The sequence below is a fragment of the Chryseobacterium edaphi genome, from assembly GCF_025628985.1.
In the GTDB taxonomy this organism is placed as follows: Bacteria; Bacteroidota; Bacteroidia; order Flavobacteriales; family Weeksellaceae; genus Chryseobacterium; species Chryseobacterium edaphi.
In genome coordinates this window covers 39,222-58,970 of the sequence record NZ_JAOTEM010000005.1, presented here as the reverse complement: position 1 = coordinate 58,970, position 19,749 = coordinate 39,222, and the positions used below count along the sequence as shown (strand labels likewise).

15 protein-coding genes are annotated in these 19,749 nt (G+C 37.3%); 14 read left to right on the top strand and 1 reads right to left on the bottom strand.

The genetic code is table 11. From position 1 onward, the window contains the following. The first annotated feature begins 8 nt into the window (after nt 1-8). From NZ698_RS16530 to NZ698_RS16465, 14 genes are all read left to right on the top strand, one after another. A complete protein-coding gene (locus NZ698_RS16530) occupies nt 9-1,457 on the top strand; it encodes a pectate lyase family protein (protein WP_263004325.1) in 1,449 nt (482 codons plus the stop codon). 42 nt (nt 1,458-1,499) lie between these two features. Beyond that, complete coding sequence (locus NZ698_RS16525) at nt 1,500-2,510, top strand: DUF4861 family protein (protein WP_263004324.1); 1,011 nt, start codon at nt 1,500-1,502, stop codon at nt 2,508-2,510. Nucleotides 2,511-2,522: 12 nt separating this feature from the next. Then, nucleotides 2,523-3,782, top strand: coding sequence for a glycoside hydrolase family 88/105 protein (locus tag NZ698_RS16520; RefSeq protein WP_263004323.1), 1,260 nt, complete (start codon nt 2,523-2,525; stop codon nt 3,780-3,782). Between the two features lie 278 nt (nt 3,783-4,060). Beyond that, complete coding sequence (locus NZ698_RS16515) at nt 4,061-5,701, top strand: glycoside hydrolase family 43 protein (protein ID WP_263004322.1); 1,641 nt, start codon at nt 4,061-4,063, stop codon at nt 5,699-5,701. A 166-nt stretch (nt 5,702-5,867) separates the two neighbouring features. Further along, on the top strand, nt 5,868-6,695 hold the full coding sequence (locus NZ698_RS16510) for a rhamnogalacturonan acetylesterase (RefSeq protein WP_263004321.1): 828 nt from the start codon (nt 5,868-5,870) through the stop codon (nt 6,693-6,695). Nucleotides 6,696-6,705: 10 nt separating this feature from the next. Then, on the top strand, nt 6,706-8,367 hold the full coding sequence (locus tag NZ698_RS16505) for a glycoside hydrolase family 28 protein (protein WP_263004320.1): 1,662 nt from the start codon (nt 6,706-6,708) through the stop codon (nt 8,365-8,367). 178 nt (nt 8,368-8,545) lie between these two features. Continuing rightward, on the top strand, nt 8,546-9,457 hold the full coding sequence (locus NZ698_RS16500; RefSeq protein WP_263004318.1) for an alpha/beta hydrolase: 912 nt from the start codon (nt 8,546-8,548) through the stop codon (nt 9,455-9,457). Between the two features lie 326 nt (nt 9,458-9,783). Then, nucleotides 9,784-10,761 carry a pectinesterase family protein gene (locus tag NZ698_RS16495; RefSeq protein ID WP_263004317.1) on the top strand — a complete coding sequence of 326 codons (978 nt, stop codon included), beginning with the start codon at nt 9,784-9,786 and terminating at the stop codon, nt 10,759-10,761. A gap of 270 nt (nt 10,762-11,031) precedes the next feature. After that, nucleotides 11,032-11,769: a rhamnogalacturonan acetylesterase gene (locus tag NZ698_RS16490; protein WP_263004316.1), complete on the top strand. Its 738-nt coding sequence runs from the start codon at nt 11,032-11,034 to the stop codon at nt 11,767-11,769. Nucleotides 11,770-11,970: 201 nt separating this feature from the next. Further along, entirely contained in the window at nt 11,971-12,309 is a 339-nt protein-coding gene (locus NZ698_RS16485; protein WP_263004314.1) for a cupin domain-containing protein, read from the top strand. 47 nt (nt 12,310-12,356) lie between these two features. After that, nucleotides 12,357-13,265: an alpha/beta hydrolase gene (locus NZ698_RS16480; protein ID WP_263004313.1), complete on the top strand. Its 909-nt coding sequence runs from the start codon at nt 12,357-12,359 to the stop codon at nt 13,263-13,265. A gap of 120 nt (nt 13,266-13,385) precedes the next feature. Further along, nucleotides 13,386-14,291: an alpha/beta hydrolase gene (locus tag NZ698_RS16475; protein WP_263004312.1), complete on the top strand. Its 906-nt coding sequence runs from the start codon at nt 13,386-13,388 to the stop codon at nt 14,289-14,291. 297 nt (nt 14,292-14,588) lie between these two features. Continuing rightward, nucleotides 14,589-17,063, top strand: coding sequence for a glycoside hydrolase family 95 protein (locus tag NZ698_RS16470; protein WP_263004311.1), 2,475 nt, complete (start codon nt 14,589-14,591; stop codon nt 17,061-17,063). Between the two features lie 102 nt (nt 17,064-17,165). Beyond that, nucleotides 17,166-18,455: a nucleoside hydrolase-like domain-containing protein gene (locus NZ698_RS16465; protein ID WP_263004310.1), complete on the top strand. Its 1,290-nt coding sequence runs from the start codon at nt 17,166-17,168 to the stop codon at nt 18,453-18,455. 271 nt (nt 18,456-18,726) lie between these two features. Here the strand turns inward: NZ698_RS16465 and pelA are convergent, their stop codons facing one another. Continuing rightward, nucleotides 18,727-19,749 carry a pectate lyase gene (pelA, locus tag NZ698_RS16460; protein ID WP_263004309.1) on the bottom strand — a complete coding sequence of 341 codons (1,023 nt, stop codon included), beginning with the start codon at nt 19,747-19,749 and terminating at the stop codon, nt 18,727-18,729.

The window sequence follows — 19,749 nt, the reverse complement described above, 5'->3', positions numbered from 1 at the left end:
AGTTTTCAATGAAATACGCTTTTTCTTCACTCTTCCTTTTGGGAATTTTATCATTACAAAGCTGCACCAGTCAGGTAAAAACGTCAGTCAATTCCGAAACAGTGGTTTCAGGAAAGCTGATCAGTTTCCCCGGTGCTGAAGGTTTTGGAAGATTTACAACCGGCGGACGTGGTGGAAAGGTTTTATTCATTACTAAACTGACAGATGACGGTTCGGAAGGTACGTTAAGACACGCTTTAGAACAAAAAGGTCCGAGATATATTGTTTTCAGAACTGCCGGAAAGATTTCCCTTGAATCCCCATTAAGAATAAAAGAAGGCGACGTTACGATTGCCGGACAAACCGCTCCCGGAGACGGAATTACCGTTGCCAACTACGAAACTTTTGTGGCAGCAGACAATGTGATCATCCGTTATATGCGTTTCAGAATGGGTGATAAAAAAAAGTATGAAGGTGATGCTTTAGGCGCAAGATTTATAAAAAATTTAATCGTTGATCACTGTTCGATGAGCTGGTCAACAGACGAAACGGTTTCAATCTACGTCAACGAAAATACGACGCTTCAGTGGTGTGTGATTACAGAAAGCCTTAGAAACTCTGCCCACCAGAAAGGCGCTCACGGATACGGCGGAATTGCCGGTGGAAAATTCGCATCTTTTCATCATAATATTTATGCAAACCACGACAGCAGAAATCCGAGACTGGGAGAATATGCGGGAAGTAAATTTGCGCTGACCGATCTGACCGATTTCAGAAATAATGTCATTTACAATTGGGGGCACAATAATGTCTACGGAGGTGAAGGAATGAATGTGAATATGGTCAACAATTATTACAAACCTGGTCCTGCGACAATGACGAATAAAAGAATTGGAGCAATTGATAAAAATGAAAAAGCGGGCACTGAGGTTTACAACATTTGGGGCAAATACTACATCAATGGAAATGTTGTGGAAGGAAGCCCGGAAGTTACTGCAGACAACTGGAATTTGGGAGTTTTTAATCAAATGAAACCTGCGTATAAGTTGACAGATGCTGATAAAAACTCAATTAAAATAAATCAGCCACACGATATTCAGAATAATGTGAAAACTGAATCTCCAAAGGAGGCCTACGAAAAAATATTAAAAATTGGAGGCGCAAGTTTGGTGAGAGATGCTGTAGATTTACGGGTTTTGGAACATGTGAAAAAAGGAACTTTCTCTCACAAGGGGTCGCTTGGAAGTGACAACGGAATCATCGATTCTCAGGAAGATGTTGGTGGATTCCCTGTTTTAAAACCAGGAAAAACTCCTCTTGATTCAGACAACGACGGAATGCCCGATGATTGGGAAATCAAAAATAATCTTGATCCGAAAACGGCCAATGCCAACGGAAAAGATTTAGATAAAAACTATGATAATATTGAGGTGTATATGAATGACCTCGTGAAAAAAATAACCGAAAATCAACGGTAGTCACTGAACTTTCAGACTTTAAGGTTATCTAAAATAAAAAATATGTCAGTACAGATAAAATCAAACCTATTCAAAATACTATTAGGAGGAGCAATTTTCGCTGGCGGTTCATCGTTCGCACAGAAAAATGTGATTGAGAAAATCCGCAAAAGCCCGAAAGCTCCTTTTTCCTACGCAGAATTATCAATAAAAGACGGCGGAAAATGGCAGGGCAACGAGTACATCGGCGGAGCCTTTAAAAACATCAACGAACTGCAACTTCCAACCGAACATACCGACCATTCTTACTACATAAGATACGAAGGAATCGGTTTAGAAAACAATCAGATCGGTTACAGATTATACCTTGACTGGAGAAATGCCACAGATATTTTCGGAAAAAAAGTGAATACTCTGGTGTTGCCGGAAGTCGGACAGGACGGCTTTGAAACCTATCATCACGACGCACCTTGGGGACAGGATATTTTGAAATCAGGCCGTACCATCGGAGTCGGTTCTTACGGTAGATATGATGATCAGAATGATTTTGTCGAAACTTTTAAAACGGTAAAAACCACCACTGCAAAAGCTGTTAACGAAAGCGATAAATCCTTCGCAACCATAGATTACAAAGGCTGGAAAACATGGGGAAAAGCAGTTGACCTTCAGTCGAAGCTGACAATTTTCAACAGAGACCGTTTTGTGAAGGTTGATTTAAATTTAAATGAAACAATTTCAGGATTATGTACCGGAATTGTCGCTTTTAAAGATATTCCCATGAAAGAGGCGGTCAGTAAAAACAAAAAATGGGGCTACATTGCAACATACGGAACGCAGACTTTGGCTAAAAAAGAAGATAATCTGGGAATGGTGATCTTCTACCCTATCGGAAATTTAGATAAAATTGTAAAAACGAAATCGACCCACGTGGTGGTTTTCAAAAAGAACAAAAATGTTTCGTATTACTTTATGGGAGCCTGGTCTCAGGAACCAAACGGAATAAAAACGGAAGAAGAATTCTACAGAGATTTAGATAAAAAATTAGAAATTTTAGATAATAACAATCAACTTTAAAATTGACTTACAATGAGTTTTATTAATCAAAAATTAAAAATATACGCTGTTGCGGTTTTAGGTTCGGGAATGTTCCTTGCCTGTGCACAGACAAAAACGGCTACGGCTGCAAAAGCGACAACTCAAACTGCAAAATCAGGAAAAGTAGTTCCTACCAACCTGAAATGGTCTGAAAGAATGATGCTTTCTGAAATGCAGAGATTCCCTGAAGCTTGGATGCTCGATTTCAGCAAAAGCCCGAAATGGACGTATCCATCAGCAATTGTGTTGGATGGAGCTGAGCAGCTTTACATCAAAACAGGTAAAAAAGAATACTACGACTACATCAGCGGTTTCGGCGAAACTTTGATCAAGGACGACGGTACCATCGTAACCTACGACCTTGACAAGTACAACATCGACATGCTGAACAGTGGAAACGTATTGCTTTATCTTTACGAAAAAGAGAAAAAAGACAAATACCTGAAAGCGCTTCAAACCCTTCGTTTACAAATCGACGGACAGCCAAGAACAAATGAAGGTTCTTTCTGGCACAAAAAAATCTATCCTTATCAGGTTTGGTTAGATGGTTTGTACATGGGAATGCCTTTCTACACGCATTATACGAAAGATTTCACAAAAGGTGCAGATGCAGCAAAAGCATATGATGATATCGTAATGCAGTTCGACTCTGTTCAGAAAAATCTTTTAGACAAAAAAACTGGATTGCTGTATCACGCCTGGGATGAAAGTAAAGAACAGGCATGGGCAGACAAACAAACCGGACTTTCACCAAATTTCTGGGGAAGAGCAATGGGTTGGTACGGAATGGCAATGGTAGACGTTTTAGATTATTTACCGAAAGACCATCCGGGAAGAGAGAGAATTATTTCTTACATCAAATCTTATTCTGACGCTGTTATCAAATATCAGGATAAAAAATCCGGACTTTGGTATCAGGTTTTAGATAAGCCATTGGCAAACAAAAATTATGAAGAAGCGACTGCTTCAGCGATGTTTGTCTACACAATGATTAAATCTGTGAACAAAGGATACCTGCCAAAATCATACAAAGCTGCCGCTAAAAAAGGCTACGACGGAATTATCAAAAATCTGATTACAGTTGATGAAAATGGTGTTGTAAATTTAAATAAATGTTGTGCCGTTGCCGGTCTGGGAGGAAAACCTTACAGAGACGGTTCTTACGAATATTACGTCAATGAAGAGATCCGTTCAAATGACGGAAAAGGAACGGGACCATTTATTTTGGCGAGTTTGGAATTTGAAAAATAATTTTTAAAACCATTAAACCATTAAGGAGATTTAAGAAGTTAAGATTTATTAAGGCTTAAATCTGAGATTTTATTAAGCTACTTGCTTAAAGCGAAGCTCAGCTTAATTTTTCTAAACTTCTTAATAAAAACTTAATGGTTAAAATATTATTTTAAAAACATAAAGCCTTTGCTAAGCAGAACGCTTTTGCGAACTAAAAGTATGCAGAGCAACTTTAAAAAAATCTTTGTCCCAAAATTTCGGGATTAAAAATCTAAACAGATCAAAAATCTGATTTTATGACAAACAAAATTTTAAATATACTTTCAGTCACCGCATTTTCCATTGCATCAACATACTTAAATGCACAGGAAAAACCCTACGTTTCAGAAGTCTGGACTGCCGATCAGGGAAAAAATTTCAGAAACCCGATCTTATACGCAGATTATTCAGATCCAGACGTTACGCGCGTTGGCGATGATTATTATATGACCGCTTCAAGTTTCAACGAAGCTCCGGGATTGCCTATTCTTCATTCAAAAGATATGGTCAACTGGAAATTGGTGAACTATGCAATTCAGGATGTTTTACCGAAAGAACATTTCGCTGTTCCGAGAAGAGGTGATGCGGTTTGGGCACCAAGTATCCGTTTCCACAAAGGGGAATTCTACATTTACTGGGGCGACCCGGATTTCGGAATTTATATGGTAAAAACCAAAGATCCTCTTGGAAAATGGGACGAACCCGTTTTGGTCATGGAAGGAAAAGGTTTAATCGATTCCTGCCCGTTCTGGGATGAAGACGGACAGGCCTATTTGGTTCATGGTTGGGCAGGAAGCCGAGCCGGTGTAAAAAGTATTTTGTCTTTAAACAAAATGAATCCTGAAGGAACAAAAGTTTTGGATAAAGGCGTTCATATTTTCGACGGTCACGACGCTCATCCAACGGTTGAAGGTCCAAAAATGTATAAAAGAAACGGCTATTACTACGTTTTCGCTCCGGCGGGTGGTGTGGCTACAGGTTGGCAGTTGGTTTTAAGATCAAAAAATATATACGGCCCCTACGAAGAGAAAATTGTTCTCGAACAGGGCAAAACAAAAATAAACGGTCCGCATCAGGGAGCTTGGGTGGATACCCCTTCAGGTGAAGACTGGTTCTACCATTTTCAGGATGTCGATGCGGGAGGAAGAATAGTGCATTTGCAGCCGATGAAATGGGAAAAAGACTGGCCTGTAATTGGAATCGACAACGATAAAAACGGAATCGGTGAACCGGTTTTAACATATAAAAAACCAAACGTCGGGAAAACTTATCCTGTCGTAACTCCAGCGGAAACGGATGAGTTTGATGGTGAAAAATTAGGTCTGCAGTGGCAATGGAGCGCGAACGAAAACATCGTTTGGTCATCCAAACTGCCCGGACAGAAATTCCTGAGACTATTCTCCATGAAAATGGGCGAAAACGATAAAAACCTTTGGAATGTTCCGAATCTTTTAACTCAAAAATTTCCGGCTCCGAATTTTGTAGCGTCAACTAAAGTTAAGTTGACTCCCGAAGATGCCAAGGAAGGAAAAACTGCGGGACTTTTGGTCATGGGAATGGATCACGCATCGCTTGTAATCACCAATAAAACCGATGGATATTATGTTCAGTTGAGAAAAGCTGAAAAGGCTGAAAAAGGTGGCGAGGAAAAAGTTTTATTTGAAACCAAATTAAAAGGAAACGAAGCGTATTTCAAAGTATACGTCAGCGAACCAAACGGAATTTGCACCTTCAGTTACAGCGAAAACGGAAAGAATTTCATTAAAGTGGGCGAACCGTTTCAGGCAAAACCAGGAAAATGGATTGGTGCCAAAGTCGGGTTATATTCTGTAAGTACGCAGAAAGCAAACCGCGGTGGATACGCAGATTTTGAATATTTTAGAATTACAAAAGATTAAATTTCCCACAGATTTCAAGGATTTTAACAGATGAATATTAAAGAAAAATCTGTCTGATTTGCTGAGTCTGCAGAGAAAAAAAGGCTACTAAACCTAACGGGTTTTCAAAACCCGTTAGGTTTATGAAATCAAAAGTTTAGAAAATTCGTGCTTGATAATTTCAATAATGAACAAAACATTTAATCATATCATTTTATTTTTAGTTGCCGCATTTCTTCTGTCGTCATGTCAGTCGCGAAATGCCGTTGCTAAAACTAAATCTGATAAAAAAGTCACCCATATTTTCCTCATTGGCGATTCTACAATGGCTGATTACACAGGAAATTATGAGCCTGGCAAAGATTATATGAAGGTTCGTTATCCCGTTACAGGATGGGGACAGGTTTTTCAGCCGTTTTTTGTGAAAGACAGTTTGAAAGGTTTGATGTCATTAAAAGATTCGGTAAAAATCATTGATAGAGCGCACGGCGGAAGAAGCACAAGAACATTTTTTCAGGAAGGAAGATGGAGATATGTGTATGAAAATTTAAAACCCGGCGATTACGTGATGATGCAGTTCGGTCACAACGACGGTTCAGAAAAACATACAGAACGCTACGTAAATATCGAAGGGTACAAAGAATTTTTAAGATTATTCGTAACCCAAACCATTCAGAAAGGCGGCAAACCCATTATCATCACTCCGGTTGCAAGAAACTTCCCATGGAAAGATGGGAAACTGGAAAATGTACATGGTGAATATTGGCAGGCTCCAATCGATATTGCTAAGGAAATGAATGTTCCGCATATCGATTTAAACAAAATATCTATGGATTTTTTCACCAAAAAAGGTCAGGATTATGTGAGCAGTCATTACTTTATGAATCTTCCGGAAGGCGTTTATGAAGCATATCCGAAAGGCAATAAAGACAACACCCATTTTCAGCCGGAAGGAGCAAAAGTGGTGGCACAGATGGTGTTCACAGAATTTAAAAATATAATTAAAACTAAATAATAAAGAAATAATGAAGAAGTCATTCAAAATAATAGGTCTTGTCGCGGCAATGATGTTTTCGGGACAGTTCTACGCTCAGAATACAGATATTTATAAAGGAATTGAGTTTAAAATGCCTAAAGTGGCAGAAACATCTTTCTCAGCAAATACCGTATCGATCAAAGATTTCGGTGGTGTTGCAGGGGGAAGTGTGAAAAATACAGAAGCTTTCAAAAAGGCAATCGACGCTTTGGTGAAAAAAGGTGGCGGTAAACTGGTGGTTCCAAGAGGACTTTGGTTAACAGGACCCATCGTTTTGCAAAGCAACATCAATCTTCATATCGAAGACGGTGCATTTATTACGTTCAGCAAAGATAAAAGTGATTATCCTTTGGTTGATGTGAGTTTTGAAGGTCTGAATACCATCCGTTGCCAATCTCCAATTTCTGCAAGAAATGCTACAAATATTGCGATTACAGGAAAAGGCGTAATCGACGGAAATGGTGATGCATGGAGAGCTGTAAAAAAAGGAAAACTGTCTGAAACTGAATGGAAAAAATTTGTTTCTTCAGGTGGAATTGTTTCTGCTGATGGTAAAACATGGTATCCTTCAGAAAGTTATAAAAAAGGATTTGAAAGCAGCTCAAGTTTTAATGTTCCCGATAAAATCAACAAATCTGAACTGGAATCTGTAAAAGATTTCCTTCGTCCGGTAATGGTAAGTATCGTAGGTTGCGATAAAGTTCTTTTGGATGGACCAACCTTCCAGAACTCTCCAGCGTGGAACCTTCACCCATTGATGTCTTCAAATATTATCCTTAAAAATCTTACGGTTAGAAATCCTTGGTATTCTCAGAACGGTGACGGCGTAGATTTAGAATCATGTAAAAATGTTTTGATCTACGACAATACTTTTGACGTAGGTGATGACGCAATCTGTATTAAATCAGGTAAAGATGAAGATGGTAGAAAAAGAAACATGCCAACTGAAAATGTGATCATTAAAAACAATGTTGTATATCATGGTCACGGAGGTTTCGTTATTGGAAGTGAAATGTCGGGAGGTGCGAGAAATATTCACGTTTCAGACTGTACTTTTATTGGAACCGATATTGGTCTCCGTTTCAAAACAACCCGTGGAAGAGGTGGTGTTGTTGAAAATATTTATGTCAAAAACATTGATATGATCAACATTCCGACTCAAACTATTGGGTTTAATATGTTCTATGAAGGGGCTTCTCCGGTTTTGGAAGACGGGCAAAATGCAGAAGGAAATAAGGTTCCTGAAAAAGTATTTCCTGTAACAGAAAAAACGCCGATTTTCAGAAATATTTATTTTAAAAACATCAATGCGGTTAATTCTTATGAAGCAGTTGCCATCAATGGTTTAGCTGAAATGAATATTAAAAACATCGTGATTGAAGATTCTCAGTTTGACACCAAAAAAGCATTAACCATCGTAGATGCAGACGGAATTGTTTTGAAAAACGTAAAATTGAAATACAGCGAAGGAACAGGAGCAATTGTTTACAACAGTAAAAACGTAGACCTATCTACTCTTCAGTTGGAAGCTTCTCAAAAACCGACAATTAAAGTTTTAGGAAGCAAAACTTCAGCTGTTAAATTACCAAAAAATGTAACTGGAGAGCAATTGCAGGTTTCGAAAGAGATTGCAAAAAATGCAGTAAAGTAAATTTAGATATGAGTTTTGGATATAAGGTAAAAGAAAAATCTCTGATTTTTAAACTTATGTGTTCTTCATATTTTCAAACTTGTAGACTTAAAATTTTCTAATGTGTTAAAACTTTTGTGCCTTTTGTGGTCAAATTTTAAGTTTTAAAGTTAATTAGACACCAAATATTATTTTAAAAATGAGTTTTCACAAACTATATTTTCTTTTTGTTTTTTTTGTAGGAGTTACATCAGTATTCGGTCAGACAAAACCGAATACTGGTACTCCTTATACAAATGAAGCAACGTATGAAAAACTAAAAAAGAAACATCCGTTCATCACGCCTTTGAACAGACCGGTTCCTGTAAATATAGGAATTGATAAGGATGTAGAATATGCCAACATCAACGGACTTTCCCTGAAAGCAGACATCTACTACCCTCTCGACAAATCCACAAAACATCCGGGAATCGCTTTGATTCACGGTGGCGGCTGGATTTCGGGAAGCAAGGAAAATGAAAAATATATGGCTCAGGAATTGGCAGCCAAAGGTTATGTTGCCATTGCAGTTGGTTACCGTCTGAGCGAAGTCGCAAAATATCCCGCGGCGATTGATGATGTGAATAATGCTATTGAATATTTGAAGAAAAACAAAAAAAAGTATTATTTAAACACAAAAAAAATCGGAATTTTGGGAGAATCAGCCGGAGCACAGATTGCAACATTGGTTGGCGTAAAATCTAAAGGTAAAATAAAAACCATCGTTAATATTGACGGTGTTGTGTCATTTATTCATGAAGAATCCGGAAAAGAAGGAACTTACGACGCTTTTTGGCTTGGTTATGCTCAAAAAGACAATCCTGAAATCTGGAAAGATGCTTCACCTTTAGAATTTGTTGATAAAAATACACCTCCGACAATTTTCATCAACAGTTCTCAGCCTCGTTTTCATGCGGGAAGAGACGATATGATGAAAAAACTGAAAAGTTTTAATACTCCAACAGAGGTTCATGAAATTAAAGATACACCACATTCCTTTTGGTCTGCAGAACCTTGGTTTACAGAAACTTTGGATTTGACGCTTCAGTTTTTAGATAAATATTTGAAGTAAGTTTTAGGTTTAGGTTTAGGTTTAAGTTTAAGTTTAAGTTTAAGTTTAGGCAAAATTAAAACGCAAAGATTTAATTTGATTGAAAACGTTTAAAGAGCAAAGAATAATCAATAAATTGATTTTAAGCTCACGATTATTTTCAGGCTTAAGCGACTTTGTTCGCATCCTCTGCTCCTTAAAATATATAGCAAAAAAAAATCTTTGCGTTAAAAAATTAAGAATTAATAATGTTTAAACTTCAAGCAACTTGTTCAAATTCTTTAAGTATAAGATTTAAATATAACCTTTGCATTTAAAAAATTAAGAATCAATCATAAAATGTATTTATGAAAAAAATATTTTTGATACTTCTCTTTTCAGTAACCAATTCTGTACTTGCACAAAGCAATCCATACATTACTATTACGGTAGCACAAGACGGAAGCGGACAATTCACTTCTATTCAAAAAGCAATTACATCGATTCGAGATCTCGGTCCGGGTGAAGCTTTGGTTAAAATAAAAGCTGGAACGTACAATGAGAAGATCGTCATTCCATCTTCAAAACATAAAATCACTTTACAGGGCGACAGTAAGGAAAATACGATCATTTCCAACGATGATTATTCAGGAAAACTGGATGCTTTGAATGAAAAAATGACGACTTTCAATTCGTACACACTTTTAGTAATGTCGGATGATATTAAAATTTTAAATCTTACCATTCAGAATGCATCCTGCAACCAAGGACAGGCAGTTGCACTTCATGTAGAAGGTGACCGTTTTATCATCAAAGATTCTAAAATTTTAGGTTGTCAGGACACGGTTTATACAGGCGGAAATCACAGCAGACAATATTATGAAAACTGCTATATTGAAGGAACAACTGATTTTCTATTCGGTTCTGCAACGGTTATTTTTAAAAACTGTACGATAAAAAGTTTAGCCAATTCTTACATCACAGCGGCATCAACGGATCAGTCAAAAAGTTTTGGCTATGTTTTCTTCGACTGCAAATTGATTGCAAAAGAAGGAATCACAAAAGTTTTCCTCGGAAGACCTTGGAGATCTTATGCAAGAACCGTTTTCATCAATACCGAAATGGGCAACCACATCCTTCCTGAAGGCTGGAACCCTTGGAAAGGCGACAAAATGTTCCCGGACAAAGACAAAACCGCATACTACGCAGAATACAAAAGTAAAGGCGAAGGCGGAAAAACCGAAAACCGTGTACCATGGTCGCATCAACTGACAAAAAAAGAATCAAAAAAATACACCATCAAAAACATTTTCGGAGACTGGAATCCGGATATGCTTAATAAGTAATTGGTAATGAGCAATCTCAAAGCCATTTAAATATAACAGTTAGTATTAGCGATGTCATGCTGAGCCTGTCGAAGCATTTCACAATAATAAAACCATACAATGAAAAGATATTTTACCGCAAAAGAAACAAAAGACGGTCGAGAATGATAGATCATCAAAAGTTTGCAAAATGAAACTTTTACATTTTGCAAACTTTTGACAGTCTTATTTTTAATCATTTCTTTTGATTCTTTTGCGGTTTAAAATTTTACACATTAAATAAAAATTAAAATGAAAAAAATACTTTTAATTCTAAGCATCGTAATTTCAGTAATCACATTTGCACAGAAAAAACCAACCTTATTTTTAATCGGCGACTCAACCATGTCAAACAAAGACAATCCCGATAAAAATCCGGAACACGGATGGGGACAGGTTTTGCCACAATTTTTGACAACAGGAATTGAATTACAAAACCACGCAATGAACGGACGAAGCTCAAAAAGTTTCCGAAGTGAAGGAAGATGGGATAAAGTGGAAAAACAATTGAAAAAAGGAGATTTTGTAGTGATTCAGTTCGGCCATAATGATCAGAAACTGAAAGATTCTACCAAATTTACCAATCCTCATACGCAGTACAGAGCGAATCTTGAAAGATATGTGAACGAGACTCGTGCTAAAGGTGCTACACCAATTTTGATGACTTCTATAACCAGAAGAAATTTTAACGAAAACGGTGTTTTAATCGACACGCACACGGATTATCCTTTGGTGGTAAGAATGGTTGCTGATGACATGAAAGTTGCTTTTGTAGACATGCAATTGCTAACCGAACAAATGGAAATTGCTGCAGGTCCTGAAAAATCAAAACTATTGCATTTATACTTTAAAGCAGGTGAAAATGCCTATTATGAAAAAGATAAAGCCGATGACACGCATCTCTCAAAATTGGGTGCAGAAACGGTTGCAAAACTGGCTACAAAGTCTTTAAAGAACTTAAAGACAGGTTTGGAAAAATATATTAAATAATGTCCCACAGATCGCACAGATTTTAACAGATTTAATACAAAAATGATCTGTTCAGTCTGGAAAATCTGCGAGAGAAAATCAACACTTAGTTTGTCATTCCACAGGAATCTAAACTTTGAATCTTGATTTTAGTTAGTCGAGATTCCTACGGAATGACAAAGTGTGTATATAAGTTTAATTAAAGCTAAATTAAAACAAAAAATGAATTTCAAAAAAGAACCATTTTTCGACGGCAATTCCGACTGGGAAGATTTAGGAAACGGTGTTTCAAGGCAATTCGTGGGATACAATTCTCAGGTCATGATGGTCATCGTTAAATTTGAGAAAGATGCGATCGGATCTTTGCATAAGCATTTTCATTCTCAAATTACATACGTTGCTTCAGGACAGTTTGAAGTTACGGTTGACGGTAAGACAAAAATTTTGAAACAAGGTGACGGATTTTTTGCCCAACCGAATATTTTTCACGGCGTAAAATGTTTGGAAGCAGGTCAGCTTATTGATTCTTTCACACCTTTCAGAGAAGATTTTTTACAATAAATTAAATACATTATTTCATTTTTCACTGATACCAAATCGCAAATAAAATGAAAAATCTCATCCTGATTTCCTTTCTCTTTTTTTTCAGTATTAGCCTTTCCGCTCAGGAAAAAATCGTGGTTTGGCCAAAAGGACAAATGCCAAATTCCAAAGGCTTAAAATTAAATATTGAAGAGAAAAAAGAAGGAACAATCACCCAGAATCCTGAAACTGAACTTTTTGCTTTTCTACCTCCGAAAGCAGACAGAAAAAAAATGGCTGTCATCATAATTCCCGGTGGCGGATATTACAAACTGACTTACAATGAAGGCGGTTTTCAGATTGCAAAATGGTTGAATACACTTGGGATTTCTGCTTTTGTTTTAAATTACCGACTTCCAACTTCTCCAGATCTTATCCGAAGAGAAATTGCTCCGTTACAGGATATTCAGGCTTCCATAAAATATATCAGAAAAAATGCTGAACAATATGGAATTTCACCCGATCAGGTGGGCGTTGTGGGAACCTCAGCAGGCGGACATCTGGCGACAATGGCGAGCAATATTTCTAAAGATTACACAGAATTAAAAGGCGATTGGTCAACGATTTCGAGCATTCCAAACTTTGCCATTCTTTTTTGTCCGGTCATTGATCTGGGCGAATATGCTCACAAAGGAAGCCGCAACAGTTTGCTGGGCGAAAACGCTTCTCCGGAAAAAATTAAGGAATTTTCCATGCAGAATCTGGTGACCGATAAAACACCTCCAACAATTTTGTTTCACAATCAGGATGATACAGCCGTTCCGCCGATGAACAGCATTTTGTATTTCAAGGCGATGACGAAAAACAAGGTGAAAGGTGCAATGTTTATTTTCCCGAAAGGTGGCCACCGTTTTTTTGTCACTGATAAAGATCCAATGAACGAAAACTGGAAAAAACTGTGTGCAGATTGGCTTTTTAGTATTGGTAATGAGTAATGTATAATAAGTAATTTTAAAATGCTTAAAAAATTTTCATGCATAATTTATACATTGTCACACTGAGCGTGTCGAAGTGTTGCGCTTTGCAATTAACCGACACAAACAAAATTGATAACAATGAAAAACATCATCCTTATACTCAGCATTTTTATTGGAATTCAAATTTCTGCCCAGCAAAAAATAACCGTCTGGCCGAAAGGTGAAATGCCCAATTCCAAAGGCTTAAAATTAAACATCATTGAAGAAAAAGAAGGCCGGATTACCCAAATTCAGGAAGCTGAACTGTTCGCTTTTCTTCCCGCCAAAGAGGAAAGAAAAAAAATGGCTGTTATCATTATTCCCGGCGGTGGTTACAGACATTTGACCTATGACCTGGGTGGATATTCCTACGCAAAATGGCTCAACACTTTAGGCATTTCAGCATTTGTTTTAAACTACCGCTTACCGACGTCTCCGGATTTAAAACAGAGAGAAACCGGTCCGTTGCAGGATATTCAGGCCGCAATAAAACTAATCAGAAAGAATGCAGCTCAATATGGAATTTCACCTGATCAAATCGGAGTTTTAGGAACTTCAGCGGGAGGACATCTTGCAGCAATGGTAAGCAATATCTCAACCGATTATACTGAATTGAAAGGAGATTGGACAAGCATTCCAACCGTTCCCAATTTTGCAATCTTGGTGTCTCCAGTAATTGATCTGGGCGAATTTGCTCATAAAGGAAGCCGTGTAAATCTTTTAGGAGAAAATGCTTCCGATGAAAAGATCAAAGAATATTCTATGCAGAATAGTGTGACCGAAAAAACTCCACCAACCATTTTATTTCATGCCCAAAATGATAATGCTGTCCCCGTTATCAACTCAATTTTATACTACGAAGCGATGATTAAAAATAAAGTAAAAGGAGCCATGTTCATCTTCCCGGAAGGTGAGCATAATATCGGAATTTCCAATAAAACTGAACTGACGGATAACTGGAAGAAAATTTGCGCGGACTGGCTGGGCAATATGAATAATAAGTGATGGGTAATGGGTAATATCTAAACGTAAATTTTTTAATAAAAGTGAAACGTTTTAAGGAGCAAAGGTTACGATAAATCGCTGATGAAGCTTGAAACATATTAGTATCATTCGCTCTACTCAAAATTATATGTTCGTCAGATTTTAACAGCGCGTTTGTCATTCCGTAGGAATCTCAACATGCAGGAATAAAACAGTTTAGATTCCTACGGAATGACAAAGTAACCGCTGAGTATTTAACTACTGAGAAAAACATCTGCATTTAAATTTTAAAATTTATTTCACTAAAACATCTTTAAAATGCTAAAACTGATTCAACATAAAATAATCTTATTAGCTTGCGGAACGTTGATCTCTGTCTCAACTTTTGCTCAGCAAAATTTAAAATTAACTTACAGTAAACCCGCAGAAAACTGGAACGAAGCTTTACCCATCGGAAACGGAAGGTTAGGCGCAATGGTTTTCGGTGGCGCAGTGCAGGAGCATCTTCAGTTGAATGAAGAAACCATCTGGGCAGGAGAACCTGGAAATAATGTTCCGAAAAATACATTCGACAGCATTCAGAAAGTCCGTCGTTTGATCAATGAAAGTCAGTTTGAAAAAGCACAGGATTTAACCAACAAAACCTATCCGAGACAGGCTCCTAAAGATTTGAACTATGGAATGCCGTACCAGACGATGGGCGATTTGTTTCTGGATTTTAAAGGCCATGAGAATTTTACGAATTACCAACGGACTTTAGATATTGAAAAAGCGGTTAGCACCGTTTCTTACGAAGTAAACGGCATAACTTTTAAGCGTGAAGTCTTCTCTTCTTTTGCCGATAACGTGATTATGATTAAACTGACCTCGAGCAAAAAAGGAAGTTTAAATTTCAAGATCAATGCCTCCACTCCACACAAAATCAATTCTATTTTTACAGAAAAAAATCAACTGGTTATCAATGGAACGAGCGGTTCGGTAGACAATAAGATCGGGAAAGTTAATTTTAAAACCGTCGCATTTCCTGTTTTAAAAGGCGGAAAACTGACCTCAACAAAAGATCAGCTGCATATCTCAGGAGCCGATGAAGTGGTGATTTATGTTTCAATTGCAACCAATTTTAAAAAATACAATGATCTTTCCGGAAATCCTGATGTGAGAGTTTCAGAATATTTAAGTAAAGCTCTAAGTAAAAAATATGATACTGAGTTAAAGGCTCATATCGCCAACTATCAAAAATATTTTAAGCGGATAAGTTTAGATTTAGGAAAAACGGAACATTCAAATAAAACAACGGACATCAGAATTAAAGAATTTGGAAATTCACAGGATCCGGATTTGGTAGCTTTGTACTTTCAGTTTGGCCGTTACCTCTTAATCTCCTCATCACAACAGGGAACGCAGCCTGCAAACCTGCAGGGAATCTGGAATTATCAGCTGAATCCTGCCTGGGACAGCAAATACACTGTGAACATCAATACAGAAATGAATTACTGGCCGGCAGAAAATACCAACCTCAGCGAAATGCACGAACCTTTGTTTGATATGATTCAGGATCTGTCGGTTACCGGACAGGAATCTGCTAAAGAAATGTACAAAGCAAGAGGCTGGAATATGCATCACAACACCGATTTGTGGCGAATCACAGGAATCGTTGACGGCGGTTTCTACGGAATGTGGCCTATGGGCGGAGCATGGCTGACGCAACACGTTTGGACTCATTATTTATACACCGGAGACAAAGAATTTCTAAAGAAAAATTATGAAGCTTTAAAAGGTTGTGCTCTGTTTTACTTGGACGTCCTCCAACAGGATCCTTCAAAAAAATATCTGGTGGTTTCCCCATCGATGTCGCCGGAAAATAAATATTTTAAAAATGTCAGTATCACAGCGGGAACCACGATGGATAATCAGTTGGTTTTTGATGTGTTTAATAATTTTATCAATGCTTCAAAAATTTTAAATCAGGATCAAAGCCTTTCTAAAGAAGTGAAATTGGCTTTGTCTAAACTTCCGCCCATGCAGATCGGGCAACACAGTCAGTTGCAGGAATGGCTGACTGATATGGACAGAACAGATGATAAACACAGACATATTTCTCATTTGTACGGATTATTTCCTTCGGGACAAATTTCGCCTTTCAGAAATCCTGATTTAACGGAAGCCGCAAAAAATTCGATGATCTACCGTGGCGACAAATCCACTGGCTGGTCGATGGGCTGGAAAGTAAACTGGTGGGCAAGATTACTGGACGGAAACCGTGCTTTTAAATTGATTTCAGATCAGTTAACTCCTGCTCCTATGGAAAATAAAGGCCAATCCGGAGGAACCTATCCGAATCTATTGGATGCACATCCGCCATTTCAAATCGATGGTAATTTTGGCTGCACTTCGGGAATTGCAGAAATGCTGTTGCAAAGTTATGATGGATACATTTATCTGTTGCCTGCACTCCCCGATGCTTTGCCAAACGGCTCTGTGAAAGGCTTAAAAGCAAGAGGTGGTTTTGAAATTGATATCGACTGGAAAAATTCTAAGCTAACGAAATTAGTTGTAAAATCCAGTTTAGGCGGAAATGCAAGAATCAGAGTGGCGAAAAATCTAAATTTAAAATCCAAAACCACTTTCTCTTCCGCAAAAGGAACAAATACTAACGAATATTATCAGGTGGATGTAATTAAAACGCCCTTAAAATCAGCTAAAGCTGAACCGAAAGGTTTTGCAGTTCCGGAAACGGATATGTATGATTTTAAAACTGAAAAAGGTAGGGTTTACACTTTTGATGTGAAGTAGACTCCCATTTTAACAGATATTTACGCAAAAAATCTGTGAAAATCTGTAGGATCAGTGAGAGATTCGAATAATATTTCTTACAACTAAAATTTAATTTCAGTTATGAAAAAAGCTATTTACTTTTTAATGATAATTTTTGGCATCACAAGCTTAAAAGCTCAAAAATCTTCGGATTTAAAACCAAGAATCCTGATCAGCACAGACATTGGCGGAACGGATCCCGATGACAATCAGTCGATGATCCATTTGCTGATGTATGCGGATAAATTTAATATTGAAGGGTTGGTTTCTTCACCGTCTTTCGGAAACGGAAGTAAAGATGAAATTTTAAAAATGATTGGTCTGTACGAGAAAGATCTTCCAAAACTAAAAAAACACAGTTCAGGTTTTCCTACTCCAAAATATCTGCGCTCCGTTTCTAAACAGGGATTGCGTGGAAATGCGCCTTACGAAGGATATTCCAAACCTACCGAAGGTTCAGAATGGATTATTAAATCTGCCAGAAAAAAATCAGCTCAGCCGCTTTGGGTTTTGGTTTGGGGCGGATTGGAAGATGTTGCTCAGGCTTTGCACGATGCTCCGGATATTCAGAATAAGATTAAAATCTACTGGATTGGCGGCCCCAACAAAAAATGGAGTGCCAACTCTTATTCATATATCGCAAAAAACTTTCCTGATCTTTGGTTTATTGAAGCCAATTCGACCTATTATGCTTTCTTCTCAAAAAATGATGATCCTAAGATTCTGAAAAGCACTGAATATTATGACCAATACATCAAAGGCTATGGAGCGATGGGGAAAGATTTCAAAAATTATTATAAAGGCGAGATCAAAATGGGCGACAGTCCTACCCTGTTTTATCTGATGCATGGCAACGCCAATGATCCCACTGAAGAAAGTTGGGGCGGAAGTTTTGAAAAGATCAACCGAAGTGCGCAGGTTATTGTTGACGGAGCCAAAGGAAGTTCTGAAGAAATTGCTTTTTGTTCGTTAATTGAATTTCATTTTAAAGGTCCTGTTTTAAAGGAAAATCCTGTCTCTACACCTTTTCACATGGAAACGATGCACAAAAAAGATGTTCAGAAATGGGCGGGTTCTTATCTTGGTGACGGAAATTATGCTTTGAAATATGTCCCGAAAGGTGCAGAAGTTTTGACTTACAAATTTGTATCAGAAATTCCTGAACTTAACGGTCATGAAGGGAAATTAAATATTGTCAATCTTTGGCCAGGAAAGGAAAATCCTACCGATATTCCATTAGGAAATACGTGGTTTTCTGATCAGTCTGATCCGAAATTGTATGAAGGAAAATTTCAGGGTGGAAAAACAATCTCAAAATGGAAAAATGACATTCTTCTGGATTGGGCAAAACGTTGGGAGTGGTTAAAGTAGTTTTTTGCCACGAATACATGAATTTTATTTTTTTTGGTTAATCGCAAAGGCGCAATGAAAATTGCATTGAGTCTGTTTTAAGGCGCAAGGATTTCATCTCCGATAAAATTTCGACTATAATCTTGATGAAAATCTTTTATTACTTTCAACTTGCTGAAAATCTTTAATTTTCTTGCGCCTTAAAAACTGTTTAAATTTAATCTTTACATCTTTGCGCTTAACCAAAATTCACATAAAAAATCCTGATGCAAAAAACATCAGGATTTTAATTTTATTGAGAAATTTTATTTTTCTTGAGCCACTTTGGAAAGTCACCTTCAATTAATTTTGTTCCGGCCTCATTGTACCAACTGTAGCCCATTCTTCGCTCTTCAGAAACTTCTTCGTAATTGAATTTCACACTTCCGTCACGGTCTCCAAAAACAGGTTTATTGGTTGGAATATCGTAAAATCTCGCCCAAACTGCTGAACCTTCTTTTTTGCTTAAAGTACGGATTGCTTTTTCGCTATCTCTGGAAACGTTGTATGTATAACCGTCAATTTTGCTTTCTTTAAACCATTGAATGGCAGATTTAATTGATTTTTCAATCTCCGGAGTTAAAGGTTGCATCATTAGAAATTTCACAATATTTACCGATTCTCCGGTTGCCAATGACATCGGCTCAAAAGCTCTGGCTTTTTCCGGTTTTAAAGTGACTTCATTGTACTGATCTGCCCAGATTGACAATTTCCCGTTTTGTGTAATCTGAGTTTTCAAAATACAGTCAATTCCTTTTTGTAAAGCGACTTTCGACTTATCTTTCAATTGAGAATTTACAGCATCAAAACCTTCTTTTCCTTCAGATATATTGTACAAAATTGTCAATACATTGATCATTGCATTATCGTTAAAAGTCACTTGCTTTCTGTAGATTGCAGAATTGGGAAAATATTGTGGAAAACCACCATTTCCATACTGCATCGAAAGCACATACTGAATTCCTTTCTCTGCAGATTTTAAGTAAGCGGGATTTTTTGTTGTGCTATAAGCTTTTATCAACCCATTGATTTCTTTTGACGTTGCATTGTTGTCGATTGTTGCAAGATCATTGTCGTTCGCTTTGATTATTTTTAAAAGTTTCGGATCTATCTTTTTTGTATAATCAACATTTTTTTTGTCGCTGTTATGTTTTCCCCAACCGCCGTTCGGAAGTTGATATATCATCATTTTTTCCGCTAAAGTATCTTTTACCTGAGCCGAAATTGCTGTTGTTATTAAGCAAAATGATGCTATTGTGATTTTTAAATTAATCAT